The 18,418-nt window shown below is 67.0% G+C and carries 15 protein-coding genes; 8 read left to right on the forward strand and 7 right to left on the reverse strand.

The window, feature by feature from the left end; genetic code table 11:
• Nucleotides 1–49: 49 nt before the first annotated feature.
• Entirely contained in the window at nucleotides 50–958 is a 909-nt protein-coding gene (gene pdxY / locus ACWV8V_RS03960; protein WP_455898984.1) for a pyridoxal kinase, read from the forward strand.
• Nucleotides 955–2,067: a prephenate dehydrogenase gene (locus ACWV8V_RS03965; protein ID WP_455898985.1), complete on the forward strand. Its 1,113-nt coding sequence runs from the start codon at nucleotides 955–957 to the stop codon at nucleotides 2,065–2,067. Before pdxY ends, ACWV8V_RS03965 begins: the two co-directional genes overlap by 4 nt.
• A gap of 147 nt (nucleotides 2,068–2,214) precedes the next feature.
• Here the strand turns inward: ACWV8V_RS03965 and ACWV8V_RS03970 are convergent, their stop codons facing one another.
• From ACWV8V_RS03970 to ACWV8V_RS03990, 5 genes are all read right to left on the reverse strand, one after another.
• Complete coding sequence (locus ACWV8V_RS03970) at nucleotides 2,215–2,409, reverse strand: hypothetical protein (protein ID WP_259260395.1); 195 nt, start codon at nucleotides 2,407–2,409, stop codon at nucleotides 2,215–2,217.
• 67 nt (nucleotides 2,410–2,476) lie between these two features.
• A complete protein-coding gene (locus ACWV8V_RS03975; RefSeq protein WP_259260396.1) occupies nucleotides 2,477–4,243 on the reverse strand; it encodes an ABC transporter transmembrane domain-containing protein in 1,767 nt (588 codons plus the stop codon).
• Nucleotides 4,236–4,844, reverse strand: a complete 609-nt coding sequence (locus ACWV8V_RS03980) for an IMPACT family protein (protein ID WP_259260397.1) — start codon at nucleotides 4,842–4,844, stop codon at nucleotides 4,236–4,238. The genes ACWV8V_RS03975 and ACWV8V_RS03980 overlap by 8 nt, the downstream gene beginning before the upstream one ends.
• Before the next feature lie 44 nt (nucleotides 4,845–4,888).
• The gene (locus ACWV8V_RS03985) at nucleotides 4,889–5,857 is read right to left on the reverse strand and encodes a hypothetical protein (RefSeq protein ID WP_455898986.1); all 969 of its coding nucleotides are present in this window, start codon (nucleotides 5,855–5,857) and stop codon (nucleotides 4,889–4,891) included.
• Entirely contained in the window at nucleotides 5,854–6,408 is a 555-nt protein-coding gene (locus tag ACWV8V_RS03990) for an RNA polymerase sigma factor (protein ID WP_259260448.1), read from the reverse strand. Before ACWV8V_RS03990 ends, ACWV8V_RS03985 begins: the two co-directional genes overlap by 4 nt.
• Before the next feature lie 203 nt (nucleotides 6,409–6,611).
• Between ACWV8V_RS03990 and ACWV8V_RS03995 the strand changes: the two genes are divergently transcribed.
• A complete protein-coding gene (locus ACWV8V_RS03995; protein ID WP_455898987.1) occupies nucleotides 6,612–9,491 on the forward strand; it encodes an EAL domain-containing protein in 2,880 nt (959 codons plus the stop codon).
• 21 nt (nucleotides 9,492–9,512) lie between these two features.
• Here the strand turns inward: ACWV8V_RS03995 and ACWV8V_RS04000 are convergent, their stop codons facing one another.
• Nucleotides 9,513–10,106, reverse strand: a complete 594-nt coding sequence (locus ACWV8V_RS04000; RefSeq protein WP_123729018.1) for an LOG family protein — start codon at nucleotides 10,104–10,106, stop codon at nucleotides 9,513–9,515.
• Nucleotides 10,107–10,294: 188 nt separating this feature from the next.
• Complete coding sequence (locus tag ACWV8V_RS04005) at nucleotides 10,295–11,791, reverse strand: aminotransferase class III-fold pyridoxal phosphate-dependent enzyme (protein ID WP_455898988.1); 1,497 nt, start codon at nucleotides 11,789–11,791, stop codon at nucleotides 10,295–10,297.
• A gap of 212 nt (nucleotides 11,792–12,003) precedes the next feature.
• On the opposite strand from ACWV8V_RS04005, the gene queA reads away from it, so the two are divergent.
• The 5 genes from queA (at nucleotide 12,004) to secF (ending at nucleotide 17,673) form a co-directional block, all read left to right on the forward strand.
• Nucleotides 12,004–13,071 carry a tRNA preQ1(34) S-adenosylmethionine ribosyltransferase-isomerase QueA gene (gene queA / locus ACWV8V_RS04010; protein WP_455898989.1) on the forward strand — a complete coding sequence of 356 codons (1,068 nt, stop codon included), beginning with the start codon at nucleotides 12,004–12,006 and terminating at the stop codon, nucleotides 13,069–13,071.
• A gap of 66 nt (nucleotides 13,072–13,137) precedes the next feature.
• Nucleotides 13,138–14,268: a tRNA guanosine(34) transglycosylase Tgt gene (tgt, locus tag ACWV8V_RS04015; protein ID WP_121042085.1), complete on the forward strand. Its 1,131-nt coding sequence runs from the start codon at nucleotides 13,138–13,140 to the stop codon at nucleotides 14,266–14,268.
• A 154-nt stretch (nucleotides 14,269–14,422) separates the two neighbouring features.
• Nucleotides 14,423–14,767 (forward strand): preprotein translocase subunit YajC, encoded by a 345-nt coding sequence (gene yajC, locus ACWV8V_RS04020; RefSeq protein WP_019183141.1) that lies wholly within the window; start codon nucleotides 14,423–14,425, stop codon nucleotides 14,765–14,767.
• Between the two features lie 58 nt (nucleotides 14,768–14,825).
• Nucleotides 14,826–16,679 carry a protein translocase subunit SecD gene (gene secD, locus ACWV8V_RS04025; RefSeq protein WP_455898990.1) on the forward strand — a complete coding sequence of 618 codons (1,854 nt, stop codon included), beginning with the start codon at nucleotides 14,826–14,828 and terminating at the stop codon, nucleotides 16,677–16,679.
• 19 nt (nucleotides 16,680–16,698) lie between these two features.
• Nucleotides 16,699–17,673, forward strand: a complete 975-nt coding sequence (gene secF, locus ACWV8V_RS04030) for a protein translocase subunit SecF (protein WP_121042091.1) — start codon at nucleotides 16,699–16,701, stop codon at nucleotides 17,671–17,673.
• Nucleotides 17,674–18,418 lie beyond the last annotated feature (745 nt).

Here is an 18,418-nt window from a genome sequence, read left to right on the forward strand (position 1 = left end):
ACCCACCTTCCGCCGCGCCTGGAGCGACTCGCAGGCGTAAAATGTCGGCATGAACGAATCCCTCGAAAGCCACCTGGTCCACGGCCGCCGCCAGCGCCCGGACGGTCCGTCGCCGGTCGACGTCATCTCGGTGCAGTCCCAGCTGGTCTACGGCTATGCCGGCAACAGCGCGGCCGTGCCGCCGCTGCGTGCGCTCGGCGTGCGCGTGGCCGAAATCCCCACCACGCTGCTCAGCAACGCGCCGTTCTATGAGACCACGCGCGGCCGCGTGCTGCCTTCGGACTGGTTTGCCGACCTGCTGCTCGGCGCCGGTGAGCGCGGCCTGCCACAGCGGGCGCGGATGCTGGTGTCCGGCTACTTCGGCAGCGTCGGCAACGGTGCAGCCTTCGCCGACTGGCTCGATGCGGTGCTGCCGTCCTCGCCGCAGCTGCGCTACTGCCTGGACCCGGTCATTGGCGACACCCACACCGGCCCTTATGTCGAGCCGGGCCTGGAAAAGGTCTTCGCCGAACGGCTGCTGCCGCATGCCTGGCTGGTGACGCCGAATGCGTTTGAACTCGGCCGCCTGACCGGCATGCCAAGCCTGGCCCAGGACGATGCGATCGCCGCATCGCAGGCGCTGCTGGCGCGTGGGCCGAAGTGGGTGCTGGCGCACAGCGTCGGCGGCGATCCGGGCCAACTGGTCACGCTTGCAGTGAGCCGCGACGCGATCTGGCGCTGGTCCTCACCGCACCTGCCAGTGGATGTGGCGGGCACGGGTGACGTGCTGATGTCGCTGCTGGTCGCCTTCCTGCTGCGGGGGGAAACCTTCGAACAGGCGATCTCGCGTGCCATCGCCGGCGTGCACGTCGCACTGGAGACCACGCTGGCCAACGGCCACGAAGAGTTCGATGTGCTGGCCGCGGCGCCGGCGGCGCTGGCACTGCCGGATCGCTTCGTCGCCGAGCGTCTGGCGTGAGTCTGACGCCGGTGGTGGGCATCGTCGGCAGCGACGGTGCCTACGGGCGCTGGCTGCGCGGCTTCCTGGAGCAGCGTCTGGGTCTGGAGGTGATCGGCCATGACCCGGCCGACGCATCGTCGGACAATCCGGAAACGCTGCTTGATCGCGCCGAGGTGTTGATCTTCTCGGCACCGATCCGGCACACGCCCGCGCTGATCGCCGACTACGTGGCCCGCTCGGCCGGTCGTGAAGCCGGTCGCCTGTGGCTGGATGTCACCTCGGTGAAATCGGCCCCGGTGGAGGCGATGCTTGCCTCGCAGGCGGAGGTGGTGGGCCTGCATCCGATGACGGCCCCGCCCAAGGCGCCGACGCTGAAGGGCAGGGTGATGGTGGTCTGCGAGGCGCGCCTGTCGCGGTGGCAGCCGTTCGTGCAGCAGCTGTGCGAGGCACTGGAAGCGGAGTGCGTACGCGCCACGCCGGAGCATCACGACCAGGTCATGGCACTGGTGCAGGCGATGGTGCATGCCACGCATCTGGCCCAGGCCGGTGTGCTGCGCGAATACGCGCCGATCCTCGGTGCCTTGCCGGCGTTGATGCCGTATCGCTCGGCCTCGTTCGAGCTGGATACCGCGATCATCGCGCGCATCCTCTCGCTCAATCCGGCGATCTACGAAGACATCCAGTTCGGCAACCCGCACGTGGCGCCGATGCTGGACCGGTTGCTGGCCCAGTTGCAGCAGCTGCGATCGCAGCTGGAGCAGGGCGATGACGCGGCGCGCGCGGCGTTCCGCCAGCAGTTGCTGCTGGACAACCGCGACAGCCTGGGCGCGGAGGTGCTGGCCGACGGCAATTACACCTTCGAGCGGGTCGGCTACCTGCTGGCCGATCTCACCGAACGCAACGCGATCAGTGTGCACCTGCCCGAAGACCGGCCCGGCTCGTTGCGCGAGTTGCTGCATGTGTTCGAACGGCACCGGGTCAGCCTGGCCTCGATCCATTCCTCGCGTACGCCGGCCGGTGAGGTGCACTTCCGGGTGGGCTTCGTGGCAGGCAGCGATGCCCTCGCGCTGCAGGCCGCGGCCATCGAGATCGATGCCTCCGGTATCGGCCGCGTGCTGGTGCGCTGACACGGTGCGCTGCAGCATTCATCCACAGGGGGTGTGGATGATCTGCGCACAAACGTGTGGATAAGTGCGTACGCGCCTTGCAGTAAAAGGCTGTCAAGATGCTTGGTCAAAAATTGACCAACATCCGCGTCACTTTTTTTCAACGCCTCAGGTGACGAGGGTCAGCTCGCCGCCCGCCGTGCGGAACTCGCGGCCGTCGCGGATCAGACGGCGGCCATCGGCCAGCTCATAGCGCGCACTCTCGCCGGTGCCTGCAGCGGCATCGGCCTGCTCATCCTTGAACTCGATGATGACGTAATCGTCGCCATTGGCGTCGGTGGCGGGGAACTGTCGGAACGACATGAAACACCTCCTGCAGCGCGTCCAGTGAGGGCTGCAGGATGCGATGGCCGGTGTTACCGGGCCGTCATCAATCGATGAATTGCAGGCGCGCCAGTTCCGCGTAGAGACCGCCCTCGGCCAGCAGCTCGGCATGCGTGCCCTGGGCGACGATGCGGCCGTGGTCCATCACCACGATGCGGTCAGCCTTCAGCACGGTGGCCAGGCGGTGCGCGATCACCAAGGTGGTGCGGCCGGCCATCAACCGCTCCAGCGCCTGCTGCACCGCGCGCTCGCTTTGTGCGTCCAGTGCACTGGTGGCTTCATCGAGCAGCAGGATCGGTGCGTTCTTGAGCAGGGCGCGCGCGATCGCGATGCGCTGCTGCTGGCCGCCGGACAGGCGCGCGCCGCGCTCGCCCAGCTCGCTGGCATAGCCTTCGGGCAGGGCCTGCAGGAATTCATCGGCCTCGGCGGCTTCGGCCGCGCGCTGCACTTCTTCGTCGGTCGCTTCAAGGCGGCCGTAGCGGATGTTCTCGAACGCACTGCTGGCGAACAGGGTCGGCTGCTGCGGCACCAGTGCCAGCTGTTCGCGCAGCTGCGCCGGATCGACCTCGCGCAGATCCACGCCATCGACCAGGATGCGACCGGCCGCCGGATCGTGGAAGCGCAGCAGCATCGACAGGATGGTGCTCTTGCCGGCGCCGGACGGGCCGACCAGCGCGACCGTTTCACCCGGACGCACGTGCAGGTCCACATGGTCCAGCGCGGCGGTATCCGGGCGCTGCGGGTAGTGGAACACCACATCCTCGAAACGGATTTCGCCGCGCAGTGGCTGCGGCAACGGGGTGGGATGGGCCGGGGCGGTGATCTCCACGTCTTCCTGCAGCAGCTCGGCAATGCGGCCCATGCCGCCCGACGCACGCTGGAGTTCGTTCCAGACCTCGGCCAACGCACCGACCGAGCCGCCACCGATCAGCGCATACAGCACGAACTGGCCCAGCGTACCGGCGCTCATGTTGCCGTCGATCACCTCGTGCGCACCGAGCCACAGCACGCCGACGATGGCGCCGAACACCAGCACGATCGCGCTCGCCGTGACGATCGACTGGGCGCGGATGCGACGGCGCGCGGCACCGATCGCATCGCCCAGCGCCGCATTGAAGCGGCCGCGTTCATACGGCTCGCGCGCATGGGCCTGCACGGTACGTACCGCGCCCAGCGTTTCCGAGGCCAGGCTGTTGGCATCGGCGATGCGGTCCTGACTGGCGCGCGCGATGTTGCGCAGGCGGCGGGCGCCGATGATGATCGGCAACACCGCCAGCGGAATGCCGACCAGCGACCATGCCGCCAGATGCGGGCTGGTGACGAACAGCATCACCAGGCTGCCGACCACGGTCACGCTGCTGCGCAGGGCCACCGACATGGTCGAGCCGATCACGCTGCGCAGCAGTTCGCTGTCGGCAGTCAGGCGCGAGACCAGCTCGCCGCTGCGGCTGCGGTCGTGGAAGCCGGCGCCGAGCGTGATCAGATGGGCATACAGACGGCTGCGCAGATCGGCGACCACCTTTTCGCCCAGCAGCGAGACGAAGAAGAAGCGCGCGGCGGTGGCCAGCGCCAGCACCACCGCGACCAGGAACAGCAGCGCGAACGCCTTGTTGATCTGGCCGCCGCTGGTGAAGCCGTGGTCGATCATCTGGCGCACCGCGACCGGCAGGCTCAGGGTGGCCACCGAGGACACTGCCAAGGCCACCAGCCAGGCACTGAACAGTCCGACGTGCCGGCGCACGAACGGCCACAAGGTGTTCAAGCTGCCCAATCGGCGCATCGGCGTGTCGTTCGGAACGGGTGCGTCAGTCATTCGATGGGCCTGGTTCGATGCGGGATTCAATACGGACACGATCACGAGTGGCGTCGCGGAGGCGGTTTTTCAACGGTTCGACCTGATCGGCCGGCAAGCGCAGGTGCAGGTTCACGCCGTCGGCGGTGAACGCTTCGTCCACTTTCTCGGCCAGATGGGCGCCCAGGGCGGCATGCAGCGGGCCCAGATCCTCGAAGCCGGCCTGCACGTCCAGCTCGGCCATGGCGATCAGGGGCACCCGCGGGGCCACCCGCAGGCACTCGGCGGCGGTCCCGCCATACGCGCGGACCAGGCCACCGGCACCCAGCTTGATGCCCCCGTACCAGCGTGTCACCACCACCATCACCCGGTCGAAGCCCTGGCCATCGATGGCGGCCAGGATCGGGCGCCCGGCGGTGCCGGACGGCTCGCCATCGTCGCTGGAGCGGTAGTCGTTGCCGTAGCGGTAGGCCCAGCAGTTGTGGGTGGCATCGGCGACGGCGACCTGCTGCAGGAACTCCAGCGCGGCCGCCGCATTTTGGATCGGCGCGGCATGGGCGATGAAGCGGCTGTGCTTGATCTCCAGGCTGTGGCTGACGGGGGTGGCGAGCGTATCGGGCATTCCCACCATTCTAGTGGGGATGCCTGATCACCGTACGCGCCGCGTCAGTTCTCGAGCAGCTGGCGGAGATCGCGCGGGATGCGCACTTCCGGGTACTGCTGCAGATAACGCTCCAGGCTGGCACGTGCGGTATCCACATCGCCGGCATCGCGTCGCTCGCGGATGCGCTTGAGCCATTGCTTGCGCGGCAGGCTGGCATCGGCAGCGACCGCCTGATGCAACGCGCGTACGGCGTCGTCTGCCGAGGCGGGGGCCGCCATCGGCGCGGCGGCGCGGCGCATCACGCCGGGTGCACCGGGTGCAGGCTTGGCCGGCGCGGCGCTTTTTAGCGACCCACGCGGTGCTGCGCGGTCGATCGAGGAGCCGGTCACCACCACGCTGTCCAGCGCGGGCTCGCTCGCGTCCATGGCATGGGCCGAGGCCGCTTCGGGTGCCGGGGCGGACATCATCGGCGCCGGTGCGGGCGCGGGGGCAGGCGGCGCAGGGACGGCGATCACTTCCGGGCGGGGCGGGGCGACCGCTTGCGCACGCTCGGGCGCAGGCGCCGAGGTTGGCGCGGTGGCGGCCGCTGGGTCTTTCGCAATGCGCTCTTGCTGGACCACGGGCGGTGCAGCGACCGGGGCCGGTGGCGGTGCGGCGTCCAGTGCCGGCGCAGCCTCCGTCCTTGCGGTGCTCGATGCGGCGGCGCCCGGCACGGGTGCGGCAACCGGTTCGGCCAGCGGTGGTGCTGGCGGATCCTCGGGCTTGAGCTGCCAGGCGATGCCGACCGCGAAGATCACCGAGGCGGCGAGGCCGAACACCGCCGGCAGACGCGAACGCGGGCGCGTTGCCCGCACCGGCGCAGCCGACGGCAGCTTCCAGGTCGCCGCGTCGGCGGCCGGTGCTTCCACGGCCGTTCGCGCGGCTGCGAGCACGGCCTCGTCGATCGCAGGTGCGGGACCGGTCGCGCTCGGCCGACCCAGCAGCCGGGCCAGTTCGCGTTCTTCCGGGGTCAGCGAATCCGGGCGGTTCATCCGCTCAACCCCGCACGTAGTTTGTCCATGGCATAGCGCAGTCGCGATTTGACCGTCTCACGGCCGACGCCGGTAATCTCGGCGATCTCTTCCAGGCTCAGTTCCTGTTCCAGGCGCAACTGCAGGACCTCGCGCTGCTCCGGCGGCAGCTGTTCCATCGCCAACTGCAGCTGACGGCGTTGCTCGAACTCGGACAGCTGGGTTTCCGGCGTCCGCGCATCGGTGATCGCCGCGACACGTTCATCGGCGTCGATCGGGGCCGACGGCCGGTGCCGTGCGGCGCGCCAATGGTCGTTGAGGCGGTTGTGGGCGATCCGGAACAACCAGGTCGTGAAAGCGGCTTCGGGCTGCCAGCCGGCACGGGCGGCAATCACGCGTTGCCAGACATCCTGGAACATCTCATCTGCCAGCGCACCATCGCGCAGTTGGCGCAGCAGGAAGCTGTACAGGCGGCTGCGGTGCCGGCCGTACAGCGCCTCGAACGCACGCAGGTCGCCACCGGCCCAGGCCAGCATCAGTGCTTCATCGGTCGGCAGGGCAAGGGCGTCCACGCCGCACAGAGTAAGCGCTGCGGGGGTGTTCGCATAGTCGATGGGCAGCCGGGCGAGGTTGCTGGGGGGCATGGGGATGGCCTGGGAGACAACAGGAACAACGTCCATCGGCGGCCGATGGGGTTGATGCGCTTCCATTTCCCCCCGGTCGGCGCGTTATGCTCGCAGGCAGGGGAGGTGCCGTGCAGCCGGTACCCGTAGGGATGAGCAACGTGTCCAGTCAGATGATGACCTCTGCAGTGCAATGCGATGGTGATGCGGTGATCCCTGCCGCCGTCGCCAGGGCGTTGTGCGCCCTGCTGCCCGGTGGCGCCGTGGTCGCGCTGGCCTGGTCGGATCCGGTCCTCGGCGAGGGCACCCAATGCCATCCAGACGGGGATCGCCACGGCGCAGACCCGGCCCCGGCACGCCGGCATGAGCCCGCTGCCGCGATGGCCTCGCAGCAATCCTGGACGCATATCGGCGCCGAGTTGACGCTGAGCGTGACACTGCCCTGCGGCGACGCGCCTGCCGACAGCTGGTGGGCGGCCGCGCGCAGTCTGTTCCAGGGCACGTTGTCGCTGGCCCGGCAGCGCCGCGAAATCGCCTCGCTGGAGGAATCCAAACGCCTGCAGCAGGCCCTGTACGAAATCGCCGATCTGGCCGGTGCGGATCTGGAAATGGCCGAGATGCTGCGGCATTTCCATCGCGTGCTCAATTCCCTGATGTACGCGCAGAACTGTTTCATCGTCGAGTACGACGATATCCGGCATCGGGTGCGGTTCCTGTACTTCGCCGACCAGAAGGACGACTTCGTCGCCGATCCGGACCGCAGTTACGAAGAACACGAAATGCCGCGCAGCCTGACCTTCGCGCTGCTGCGGCATGGCGAGCCGTTGAGCGGTCCGTCCAGTGAGCTGCTGGCCGAAATGGAGGGTGAGCAGGGGCAGCGCGGGCCGGAAAGCCTGGACTGGCTGGGCGTGCCGATGCTCCGCGACGGCCGCGTCTGCGGTGCGATCGTGGTGCAGAGCTATGAGCACCGCGCGCGCTATGGCGAGGCCGATCGCACGTTGCTGGGCTATGTCGCCCAGCACATCCTTACTGCGATGGACCGGCGCCAGGCGCAGGTCCAGCTGGAGCGTCAGGTAGAAAGGCGCACGCTGGAGCTGCAGCGCGCCAATCGTAACCTGCAGGACGAAGTGGTCGAACGTCGCCGCGCCGAAAAGCTGCAGATGGCCCTGTTCAACATCGCCGAGCTGGCGATGAGCGCCGCGTCGCTGTCGCAGTACTACGGTCAGGTGCATGGCGTGGTCGGCACGCTGCTGGACGCGCGCAATTTCTATATCGCGCTGGTCAACGAGAACGGCGATGGGCTGGAGTTCGTCTACTCCGTGGACGAATACAACCCCTCGCGCGCGCCACGACCGTTCAGCGAGGGGCTGACCGAGTTCATCGTGCGCAACCGCCAGCCGCTGCTTGCCAATCGTGAGCGCATCGATGCGCTGCGCGACAGTGGTGTTGTCCGCGAGTTCGGTGCGCGTTCGCAGTGCTGGCTCGGCGTGCCGCTGTTGAGCGATGACGATGTGGTGGGCGTGATCGTGGTGCAGAGTTACTCGCCGGAGGTGGTGTTCACTGCACACGATCAGCGCCTGCTGACGTTCGTCGCACAGAACATCGGCAACGGCCTGGCGCGCCAGCGCGACCAGGAGCAGCTGCGCAACGCGCATGCCGACCTGGAAAAGCGCGTGGACGAGCGCACCCGCGAGCTGGCCGACGTCAACGACAAGCTGCTGGGCCAGATCGGCGAACGCCTGCGTGCGGAGCAGCGCCTGACCCACCAGGCCATGCACGATGCGCTGACCGGGTTGCCCAACCGGCTGCACCTGCTGGATCGGCTGGAAGATGCGATCGCGCGCGCGCGTGGCAGCGAGGGTCACGGTTTCGCGGTGCTGTTCCTGGATCTGGACCGCTTCAAACTGGTCAACGACAGCATCGGACATGCTGCGGGCGATCAGATGCTGGTGGAGGTGGCCAAGCGCATCGTGTCGATGATGTCCGCGCAGGACGTGGTCGCGCGGCTGGGCGGTGATGAGTTCGCGATCCTGCTCCAGTGTGGCGATGGCCTGGCGTCGGCGCTGGAGTTCTCACAACGCATGTTGGTCGCGCTGGAAGAATCGATGTGGGTGAAAGGGCGCGAACTGTTCCCCTCCGGCAGCCTGGGCATTGCGATGTGGAACCCGCGCTACCGCAATGGCGAAGAGCTGGTGCGAGACGCGGATGCGGCGATGTACCGCGCCAAGGCGCAGGGCAATGAACGCTGTGCGGTGTTCGATGAGGCCATGCGTGAGCAGGCGCTGCGCAGCCTGGATCTGGAGGCGGACCTGCGCCGGGCCATCATCAACCGGGATTTCGTGCCGTACTACCAGCCGATCATGCGGCTCAGCGACGGTGAGCTGGTCGGCCACGAGGCGCTGCTGCGCTGGCAGCACGAACGCCGCGGGCTGCTGCTGCCGAGTGCGTTTCTCGATCTGGGCGAAGAAAGTGGCCTGATCGAGCAGGTGGACTGGCTGCTGTACGAGCAGGTCATCACCCAGTTGGCCCGTGGCGGCCGCGGCTACCTCTCGGTCAATGTGTCGCCACGGCACTTCCGCTCGGCCGATTTCAGCACGCGGCTGTTCGGGCTGATCGAGGCGGCCGGTGCCGACCCGCACCGGTTGCGGCTGGAAATCACCGAGGTGGCGTTGCTGGACGATGGTCCACGCACGCTGCGCATCCTGCAGACGCTGCGCGAGCGCGGGGTGCTGGTGCAGCTGGATGATTTCGGCACGGGCTTCTCGGCGCTGTCCTACCTGCACCGGTTCCCGATTTCGACGTTGAAGATCGACCAGTCCTTCATTGCCGGTCTGCACGGGCAGGACATGCAGAGCACGCACGCACTGGTGCAGGGCGTGCTGTCGCTGGCGCGCACGCTGGGCATCGAAACAATCGGCGAGGGCATCGAGACCCAGGCCCAGCACGACACGCTGCTGCAGCTCGGCTGCGATTACGGCCAGGGCTATCTGCTCGGCCGTCCGGCCCCGATGGACGCTGCCGCAGCGGCCTGAACCGCTACGGCAGCGGGTGGATCAGCGCAGCGCGTTGGCGCGCTTTTCGTCGATCCACTTGGAGGCCTGCGCCGGCTCGTAGGCGCGCATCCAGGCCAGCATCTCGTCGATGTCCGAGCCGTACCACAGGTCCGCGCGCTGGGCCGGGTGCAGGAAGCGCTCTTCGACCATGCGATCGATCATGCCGATCAGCGGGGCGTAGAAGCCGTCCACATCCAGGAACGCGCACGGCTTGTTGCCGATGCCCAGCTGGCGCCAGGTCAGCATCTCGAAGATTTCTTCCATGGTGCCGAAGCCGCCGGGCAGGGCGACAAACGCATCGGACAGATCAAACATCCGCGACTTGCGCTCGTGCATCGAACCGACGATTTCCAGCTCGGTCAGGCCGCGGTGGGCCACTTCCCAGTCCGCCAGCTGCTGCGGGATCACGCCGGTGACTTCACCGCCGCCTTCAAGTACGGCATTGGCCACGGTGCCCATCAGGCCGACGTTGCCGCCGCCGTAGACCAGGCGCAGGCCGTCGCGGGCGATGCGGTCACCCAGCGCGATGGCGCGCTCGGTGTAGACCGGCTTGCTGCCGGGGTTGGAACCACAGTAAACGCAAATCGACTTCATTGGATCTTCCTGTTGTCCGAATCTGTAGCGACCGGAAACGAAAAAGCCCCGCCGATGACCGGTGCGCTGGTCTCGTGACGGGGTGTCGTTCCGCAGGTGCGGTGGCGGATTATCGCGCGTTTCGGGCGCGGGGGCCAATCGGGCGCCGGTGCCCTCCGTGCGGGTTCAGGCCCGCACGGAGGCCAAACTCAGGCCGCCTGCGACTGCTCCCGGCGCGGACCTTCCTTCAACGCGCGGCCGACCAGGCCGACCAGCAGGTCCAGTTCCTCACCGTCCATCCCGAAATGCGGGGTGAAGCGCAGCGAGTTCTCGCCGCCATGGATCACGTTGATGCCGTGGTTGCGCAGCCACTCTTCGGTGGAGCCGGTGCCGTAGCACTTGAACTGCGGGGCCAGCTCGCAGGAGAACAGCAGACCGGTGCCCTGGACCTTGGTGATCAGCCCGCCCAGCTCGGTCTTGAGCTGTTCCAGCTTGCGCACGGCTTCCTCGCCGCGCACGCGGATGTTCTCGCGCACCTGCGGGGTCAGCAGCGACAGCGTGGCGCAGGCCACGTCCAGCGCCCGCGGGTTGGAGGTCATGGTGTTGCCGTAGATGCCCTTGCGGTACAGCTGCGCGGCATGTTCGGTCACGGCCAGCACCGAGAGCGGGAACTGGGCCGCATTGAGCGCCTTGGAATAGGTCTCCATGTCCGGCACGTCCAGGCCTTCGAAGCCCGGGTAATCCACGATCGAGAGCACGCCGTGCGCGCGCAGGCCGGCCTGGATCGAATCCAGCAGCAACAGGCTGCCGTGCTGGCGGGTCAGTTCGCGGGCCAGCGCATAGAACGAGGGCGGCACCGAGCGGCCCGGGTCGCCTTCGCCCATCACCGGCTCCAGGAACACCGCCTCGATGAACCAGTGGTTCTGCTCGGCCTCGGCGAACACCCGCTTGAGCGCGTCTTCGTCATACGGGGCGATCGCGATGACCGTGTCCTCGCCACGGTAGCTGGCCAGGTGCTGCATGTAGGTCTTGCGGCTGGAATCGGAATACAGGCCCGGGCGGTCGGTGCGGCCGTGGAAGCTGCCCTTCACCACCACCCGTTTGATCTTCGCACCGGCGTGGCGGGCGCCCGGATCGGTCTGCAGCTTGGCGTTGACGTCGGCGATGCGGGCGGCCAGGCCCACGGCTTCCGAACCAGAATTCAGGCACATGAAGTGGCTGTACGGGCAACCGCCACGGCGGTGGCCGATTTCCTTGCGCAGGGCCTGGATGAAGCGCTGCTGGGAGAGGCTGGGGGTCATCACATTGGCCATGACCTGCGGCGCGGCCATCGCCTCCATCACCGCCTCGGGGGTATGGCCGAAGCCCAGCATGCCGTAGCCGCCGGCGTCGTACAGCACCGCACCCTTCAAGGTGACCACCCACGCGCCACGGGCGGCGAGGGCGACGTACGGGGTGACCGCATCATCGGCATAGAAATTGACGAAACCGTCCTGCATCGCCTCGATCTGGGCGCGTTCGTCCAGGGCCAGCAGATCGCCCAGCTCGGCGCGCACGCGGTCGAACTCCGCAGCGGCAGCCTCAATGGCAGCGACCAGGGCGGGGTGGCCGGCGGCCAGGCGTTCAAGGGTGGCGTCATCCAGGCCGGTGGTCAGGCGGGTGCCGGGCTGGGCGCGAAGGGGGGCGAGGCGTTCGATGAAGCTCATTGCAGATCTCCTGAAACGATTGGCGGCACGGCGGAAAAGCAAAACGCGCGTTTATTCGCGCGCGCTTCGGGCATTCCTGCTCGTGCATCAGACTTCCGGTTCGATGCTAGCACGCGGTTTTTCGCGCGATAACCCCGCAAAACGCTGTTGCATAGCAGCATTTTGCGCGACGTTTGCCGAATTCTGCGTTGCCACCGAGGGCCAGTCGTACAATGGCCGACATTGCCTACACGTTGCCGTGCGCTGCCTTGAAGAAGTCCGATTTCAACTACGACCTCCCGCCTGAACTGATTGCCCAGGCGCCGCTTGCCGAACGCTCGGCCAGCCGCCTGATGGTGGTGCCGCCGGCCCCGGCTGCCTTCGAACACCGGCAGGTGCGCGATCTGCCTGATCTGCTGCGCGCAGGCGACCTGCTGGTCTTCAACGACACCCGCGTGATCCCGGCCCGTCTGTTCGGCCAGAAGGCCAGCGGCGGCCGTGTCGAGATCCTGATCGAGCGCCTGCTCGGTGGCCAGCAGGCGCGTGCCCAGGTCGGCGCGAGTAAATCGCCCAAGCCGGGCAGCCGCATCGCGCTCGACGGCGGTGGCGAGGCCGAGGTGCTGGGCCGCGACGGCGAGTTTTATGTGTTGCAGTTCCACGTGCCCGAGGCCCTGGAGCAATGGTTGCTGCATGCCGGCCGGCTGCCGCTGCCGCCCTACATCCAGCGCGAGCCGGGCGTGGATGACCGCGAGCGCTACCAGACCGTGTTCGCGCGCGAGATCGGCGCGGTGGCCGCCCCGACCGCCGGCCTGCACTTCGATGAGGCCCTGCTGGCCACGTTGAAGGACAAGGGCGTCGACTTCGGTCACGTGACACTGCACGTGGGCGCGGGCACCTTCCAGCCGGTCCGCGTGGACGATCTGAAAGAACACGTGATGCACCGCGAATGGCTGAACGTCGGCGCCGAGCTGGTCCAGCAGGTGCGCCGCACCCGGGCTGCCGGCGGACGGGTGATCGGCGTCGGGACCACCGTGGTGCGTGCACTGGAAAGCGCCATGCGCGAGGGCGAACTGCTGCCGTATGCCGGGGAAACCCAGATCTTCATCACCCCGGGCTACCGGATCCGCAGCGTGGACGCGATGGTGACCAACTTCCATCTGCCGGAAAGCACGCTGCTGATGATGATCTCCGCGTTTGCCGGCCAGGCCCGGGTGTTTGAGGCCTACCAGGCCGCGATCGCGGAGAAGTACCGCTTCTTCAGCTATGGCGATGCGATGCTGCTGTTCCCGCAGGGGGAATGAGGGCAGCGGGGCAGGCGCGGCCGTTTTCGGCGACAATGGCAGACTATCTGCCCGAATGACCGCTCCATGTCCCGACTCCAGTTCCAGCTCCAGACCACCGACGGTCGCGCCCGCCGCGGCCGCCTGACCTTCCCGCGCGGGACCGTGGAAACCCCGGCCTTCATGCCGGTGGGCACCTATGGCTCGGTGAAGGGCATCCTGCCGGAGCAGATCCGCGCGCTGGGTGCGGAAATCATCCTGGGCAACACCTTCCATCTTTACCTGCGCCCGGGCCTGGACGTGATCGCCGACCACGGCGGCCTGCATGGCTTCGCGCGCTGGAACGGCCCGATCCTGACCGACTCCGGCGGCTTCCAGGTGTTCTCGCTGGCCCACCGCCGCAAGATCACCGAGCAGGGGGTGACCTTCTCCTCGCCGACCGACGGCGCCCGCGTGTTCCTGGGCCCGGAAGAGAGCATGCGCATCCAGAAGGTGCTCGATTCGGACGTGGTGATGATCTTCGACGAGTGCACCCCGTACCCGGCCACCGAGCCGGTCGCGCGCACCTCGATGGAACTGAGCCTGCGCTGGGCGCAGCGCAGCCGCAACGCGCACGATGAACTGGGCAATGACGCGGCGCTGTTCGGCATCGTCCAGGGCGGCGTCCATCACGACCTGCGCAGCCGCTCGGCCGAGGGCCTGCAGCAGATCGGCTTCGACGGCTACGCCATCGGCGGCCTGGCCGTGGGCGAGCCCGAGCACGAACGCAACGCCATGCTCGACCACATGCACCCGATCCTGCCGGCCGATCGCCCGCGCTATCTGATGGGCGTCGGGCGACCGGAAGACCTGGTCGAAGGCGTCGCCCGCGGCGTGGACATGTTCGATTGCGTGATGCCGACCCGCAATGCCCGCAACGGCCACTATTTCACCTCGTTCGGCACGGTACGCATCCGCAACGCCCGCTACGAGCGCGACATGGACACCATCGAGCCGGGCTGCGGCTGCCATGCCTGCACCAGCGGCTACACGCGCTCCTACCTGCGCCATCTGGACCGCTGCAACGAGATGCTGGCACCGATGCTGGGCACCATACACAACCTCTATTACTACGAGACGTTGATGGCCGACATGCGTGCCGCGATCGCGGCGGGAACCTTTACCGCCTTCCGCGAGTCTTTCTACGCGGCTCGTGGAGCGGTCACGCCTGCGCTGTAAAGTGACCCCCGCCGGCCGATCCGGCGCGCCGACCCTGCCAAACGGCCCAAGGACGAACTCCCGGGGCCATGGCATACTTCGAGGCTGACCCCCGTTTCGCGGCGACTCCCTGACCCTTCAAGGGGCAGGGCGCCTCCCAACCCAAGGACACACTATGAACCTGCTCGCCTTCCTCATTCCCACCGCCAACGCCCAGGCCGCCGGTGGCCAGCCGCAGGGCATGGGTCTGACCACCCTGCTGTTCCCGATCATCCTGATCGCGATCATGTACTTCCTGATGATCCGCCCGCAGATGAAGCGCCAGAAGGAACACAAGGCCATGCTGGAGAAGGTCAAGCGCGGTGACGAAGTGCTGACCAACGGCGGCATCGCCGGCGTGGTCACCGACATCGGCGACAACTTCATCACCATCGAAGTGGCCGAGAACGTGCGCATCCGCGTGCAGAAGGGCGCCGTGGGCAATGTGCTGCCGACCGGCACGCTGAAGTCGGCCAACTGATCCACTCCCTTTCCGTTCAACCGCGGTGCCGGGACGGGCACCGCGCGGGACCCAAGCAATGCTCGAATTTCCACGCTGGAAGTATTTCCTCATCCTGATCGTGCTGGCGGTCAGTGCGTTGTACGCACTGCCCAACATCTACCAGAAGGACCCTGCCGTGCAGATCACCGCCAACCGTGGCGGGCAGATCGACGACGCCCTGCGCGACCGCGTGCTGGGTGACCTCAAGCAGGCCGGCGTGGAGCCGTTGTCGGTGGCCAAGGAAGGCGACAGCCTGATCGTGCGCCTGCCGACGCTGCAGGCGCAGACCGCCGCCAACGACGCCCTGCGCGACGAGATGGGCGAGGACTACGTGGTTGCCCTGAACCTGGCCTCCACCGTGCCGGAGTGGCTGAGCGACCTCGGCGCCAAGCCGATGGTGCTGGGCCTGGATCTGCAGGGCGGCGTGCACTTCGTGCTGCAGGTCGACCAGAAGGCCGCACTGGACAAGCGTCTGGACGCCTACGCCGAAGACGTGCGCACCAGCCTGCGCGATGCCCGCATTGCCTACCAGTCGGTCGAACGCCGTGGCGACAACACCATCGTGGCGAGCATCAGCCCGTCCGCCGGTGCCGATGCCGCCACGCGTGCCCGCGAAGTGATGGTCAAGGCGCAGCCGACGCTGGGCTACGAGGTGGCGGGCAACCGCATCACCGTGAGCATGCCGGAGGCGGAACTGACCGCGATCGCCAACGGCGCTATCGAGCAGAACGTCAACACGCTGCGCAACCGTGTCAATCAGCTTGGCGTGGCCGAGCCGATCATCCAGCGCCAGGGCGCCGACCGCGTGGTCGTGCAGCTGCCGGGCGTGCAGGACACCGCCGAAGCCAAGCGCATGATCGGTGCGACCGCGACGCTGGAGTACCGCGCCGTGGTCGAGGGCAATGCCCAGGACGCGATCACCAGCGGCCGTATCCCGCCGGAGGCCAAGGTCTACCAGCAGCGTGACAATCGCGGCCCGATCCTGCTCAACAAGCGCGTGATCGTGACCGGTGACCAGATGGTCGCCGCACAGGCCACCACCGACCAGAACGGCGCCGCGGCGGTGAGCGTGACGCTGAACAATGTCGGCGGCCAGCGCATGTTTGATTTCACCAGCGCCAACGTCAACAAGCCGATGGCGGTGGTCTACACCGAGCGCATCCCGACCGTGAACGTGGTCGATGGCAAGGAAGTGCGCAGCTTCCGCGTCAAGGAAGAAGTGATCTCGGTCGCCAATATCAACGGCGTGTTCGGCAAGAACTTCCAGACCACCGGCCTTGAGAAGACCGAGGCGGAAAATCTGGCCAAACTGCTGAAATCCGGTTCGCTGGCTGCACCGATGGACTTCGTTGAAGAACGCATCGTCGGCCCGAGCCTGGGTGCGGAGAACGTCGAGCGCGGCGTGACCGCGGTCGGCTTCGCGTTCCTGTTCACCCTGGTCTTCTTCACCGTGTACTACCGCATGTTCGGCGTGATCACCTCGGTGGCCATGCTGTTCAACCTGCTGATCGTGGTGGCGGTGATGTCGCTGTTCGGCGCGACGATGACGCTGCCCGGCTTCGCCGGTCTGGCGCTGTCGATCGGCCTGTCGGTCGACGCCAACGTGCTGATCAACGAACGTATCCGTGAAGAGCTGCGGGCCGGCATGCCGCCCAAGACGGCCATCGTGGCCGGTTACGAGAAGGCTTCCGGGACCATCCTGGACGCCAACCTCACCGGCATCCTGGCGGGTGTGGCGTTGTATGCGTTCGGTACCGGTCCGTTGAAGGGCTTCGCCGTGACGATGATCGTCGGCATCCTGGCCTCCATGTTCACTGCAATCACCGTCTCGCGTGCCCTTGCCGTGCTGGTCTACAGCCGCCGCAAGAAGCTCAAGACCCTGGCCATTTGACGGGAAGCGAATAGAAACCATGAAACTTTTCCCGTTGCATCTGATCCCGAACGACACCAAGTTCGACTTCATGCGCACCCGCTGGGTGGCCATCGGTCTGGCGGCGCTGGTGTTCATTGCCGCCATCGGCTGCATTGCCTTCAAGGGCTTCAACTACGCGCTGGACTTCACCGGCGGCACCGTGGTCGAAGTCCGCTTCGACAAGCCCGCTGACGTCGATGCCGTGCGCGAGCATCTGGAAGGCGCCGGTTATGCCGGTGCCCAGGTGCAGAGCTTCGGCAGCGGCAGCAACCTGCTGATCCGTCTGCAGCCGCAGGAAATGGCCGAAGGCGAGAACGCCGGTGAGGCCAACAACCGCACCGCAGAGGCCGTGCAGAAGGCGATCTCGATGGAGGGCAACCAGGCCGCCATCGTGGGCGCCGAGTTCGTCGGCCCGCAGGTCGGTAAAGAGCTGGCGCTGAACGGCCTGTACGCGGCGCTGTTCGTGCTGATCGGCTTCCTGATCTACATCGGTTTCCGCTTCGAGTGGAAGTTCGCGATGGTGGCGATCATCACCACGCTGTTCGACGTGCTGGTGGTGGCGGGTTACTTCTCGCTGAGCGGCCGTGAGTTCGATCTGACCGTGCTGGCAGGTCTGCTGTCGGTGATGGGCTTCTCGATCAACGACACCATCGTGGTGTTCGACCGTGTGCGTGAGAACTTCCGCAGCCTGCGTGTGGAGCCGCTGGAAGTGATGAACCGGTCGATCAACCAGACGCTGTCGCGCACGATCATCACTTCGCTGGTGTTCTTCCTGTCGGTGCTGGCGCTGTATCTGTACGGCGGTGGTTCGCTGGAAGGGTTGGCGCTGAGCCAGATGATCGGTGCGGTGATCGGTACGCTGTCGTCGATCTTCATTGCCTGCCCGCTGCTGACGATGGGCGCGCTGGCGGTGACCAAGCAGGATCTGCTGCCGAAGGCGAAGGACGTGGAAGCGTTGGAGCGTCGTCCGTAAGGTTTCTGGTGGTTTGAAACATCCGGGAGGCCGCGCATTGCGCGGCCTTTCTTTTTGTTCGGGGTCAGAGCCAGAGCCAGAGCGGCGCCTTGGGTGCTCACTGTTGGAGGGCGACGGATAGCGCTGTGCTGGACCCGCCGTAAACCCATCCCTGGGGGCTCGTGAGCGCCATCCATGGCGCTCCAACGGTCCTGCACATCGCTATCCGTCACCCTCCAGGCAGGGGGCTGGATGACGGTTGGTAGGGCAGAGCGAAGCAAGGCAAAGCAAAGCAAAGCAAAGCAAAGCAAAGCAAAGCAAAGCAAAGCAACGGCACCCGCGCTGGCGTGGATCCACGTGGGGCAAGAATCGGTCTTGGCATTGCTGACTCTCTGCACGCGCGATCCTGGTTCGGCGACAGTCGGCCAATCTCCAGGATTCAGCATCCAATGCACTCGTCATGACGCCAGGTGTTCCGTGTAGAGCCACGCCATGCGTGGCGGCTCTCCCGTCCGCAGCGGCCGTGTGTCAGGCAGGGGCCGGTGAGGGCAGGGCGGGACCGTCACCCGCATGGATGCGGGTGTCGAGCCTCCACGGACGGATTTACGGCGCGTCCCGTCCTGCCCTCACTGGTCCCAGGCCACAAGGAACATACACCCCCGTCGGTTGTACTCCGCAGCGCTGCGCACTACGATCCCTTGCGTTCCGCGCAGCCGCTCCGGTGGCGCGCGACCTCCCTTTTCATCGCGCCGGTCCGCCCTGCGCC

Source organism: Stenotrophomonas sp. Ker107b, assembly GCF_053847245.1.

Coding starts and splice junctions, on each gene's coding strand:
- pdxY (WP_455898984.1), top strand. CDS start 50: ATGAACGAATCCCTCGAAAGCCACCTGGTCCACGGCCGCCGCCAGCGC.
- ACWV8V_RS03970 (WP_259260395.1), bottom strand. CDS start 2,409: ATGTCGTTCCGACAGTTCCCCGCCACCGACGCCAATGGCGACGATTAC.
- ACWV8V_RS03975 (WP_259260396.1), bottom strand. CDS start 4,243: ATGACTGACGCACCCGTTCCGAACGACACGCCGATGCGCCGATTGGGC.
- ACWV8V_RS03980 (WP_259260397.1), bottom strand. CDS start 4,844: ATGCCCGATACGCTCGCCACCCCCGTCAGCCACAGCCTGGAGATCAAG.
- ACWV8V_RS03985 (WP_455898986.1), bottom strand. CDS start 5,857: ATGAACCGCCCGGATTCGCTGACCCCGGAAGAACGCGAACTGGCCCGG.
- ACWV8V_RS03995 (WP_455898987.1), top strand. CDS start 6,612: ATGAGCAACGTGTCCAGTCAGATGATGACCTCTGCAGTGCAATGCGAT.
- ACWV8V_RS04000 (WP_123729018.1), bottom strand. CDS start 10,106: ATGAAGTCGATTTGCGTTTACTGTGGTTCCAACCCCGGCAGCAAGCCG.
- ACWV8V_RS04005 (WP_455898988.1), bottom strand. CDS start 11,791: ATGAGCTTCATCGAACGCCTCGCCCCCCTTCGCGCCCAGCCCGGCACC.
- queA (WP_455898989.1), top strand. CDS start 12,004: ATGGCCGACATTGCCTACACGTTGCCGTGCGCTGCCTTGAAGAAGTCC.
- tgt (WP_121042085.1), top strand. CDS start 13,138: ATGTCCCGACTCCAGTTCCAGCTCCAGACCACCGACGGTCGCGCCCGC.
- yajC (WP_019183141.1), top strand. CDS start 14,423: ATGAACCTGCTCGCCTTCCTCATTCCCACCGCCAACGCCCAGGCCGCC.
- secD (WP_455898990.1), top strand. CDS start 14,826: ATGCTCGAATTTCCACGCTGGAAGTATTTCCTCATCCTGATCGTGCTG.
- secF (WP_121042091.1), top strand. CDS start 16,699: ATGAAACTTTTCCCGTTGCATCTGATCCCGAACGACACCAAGTTCGAC.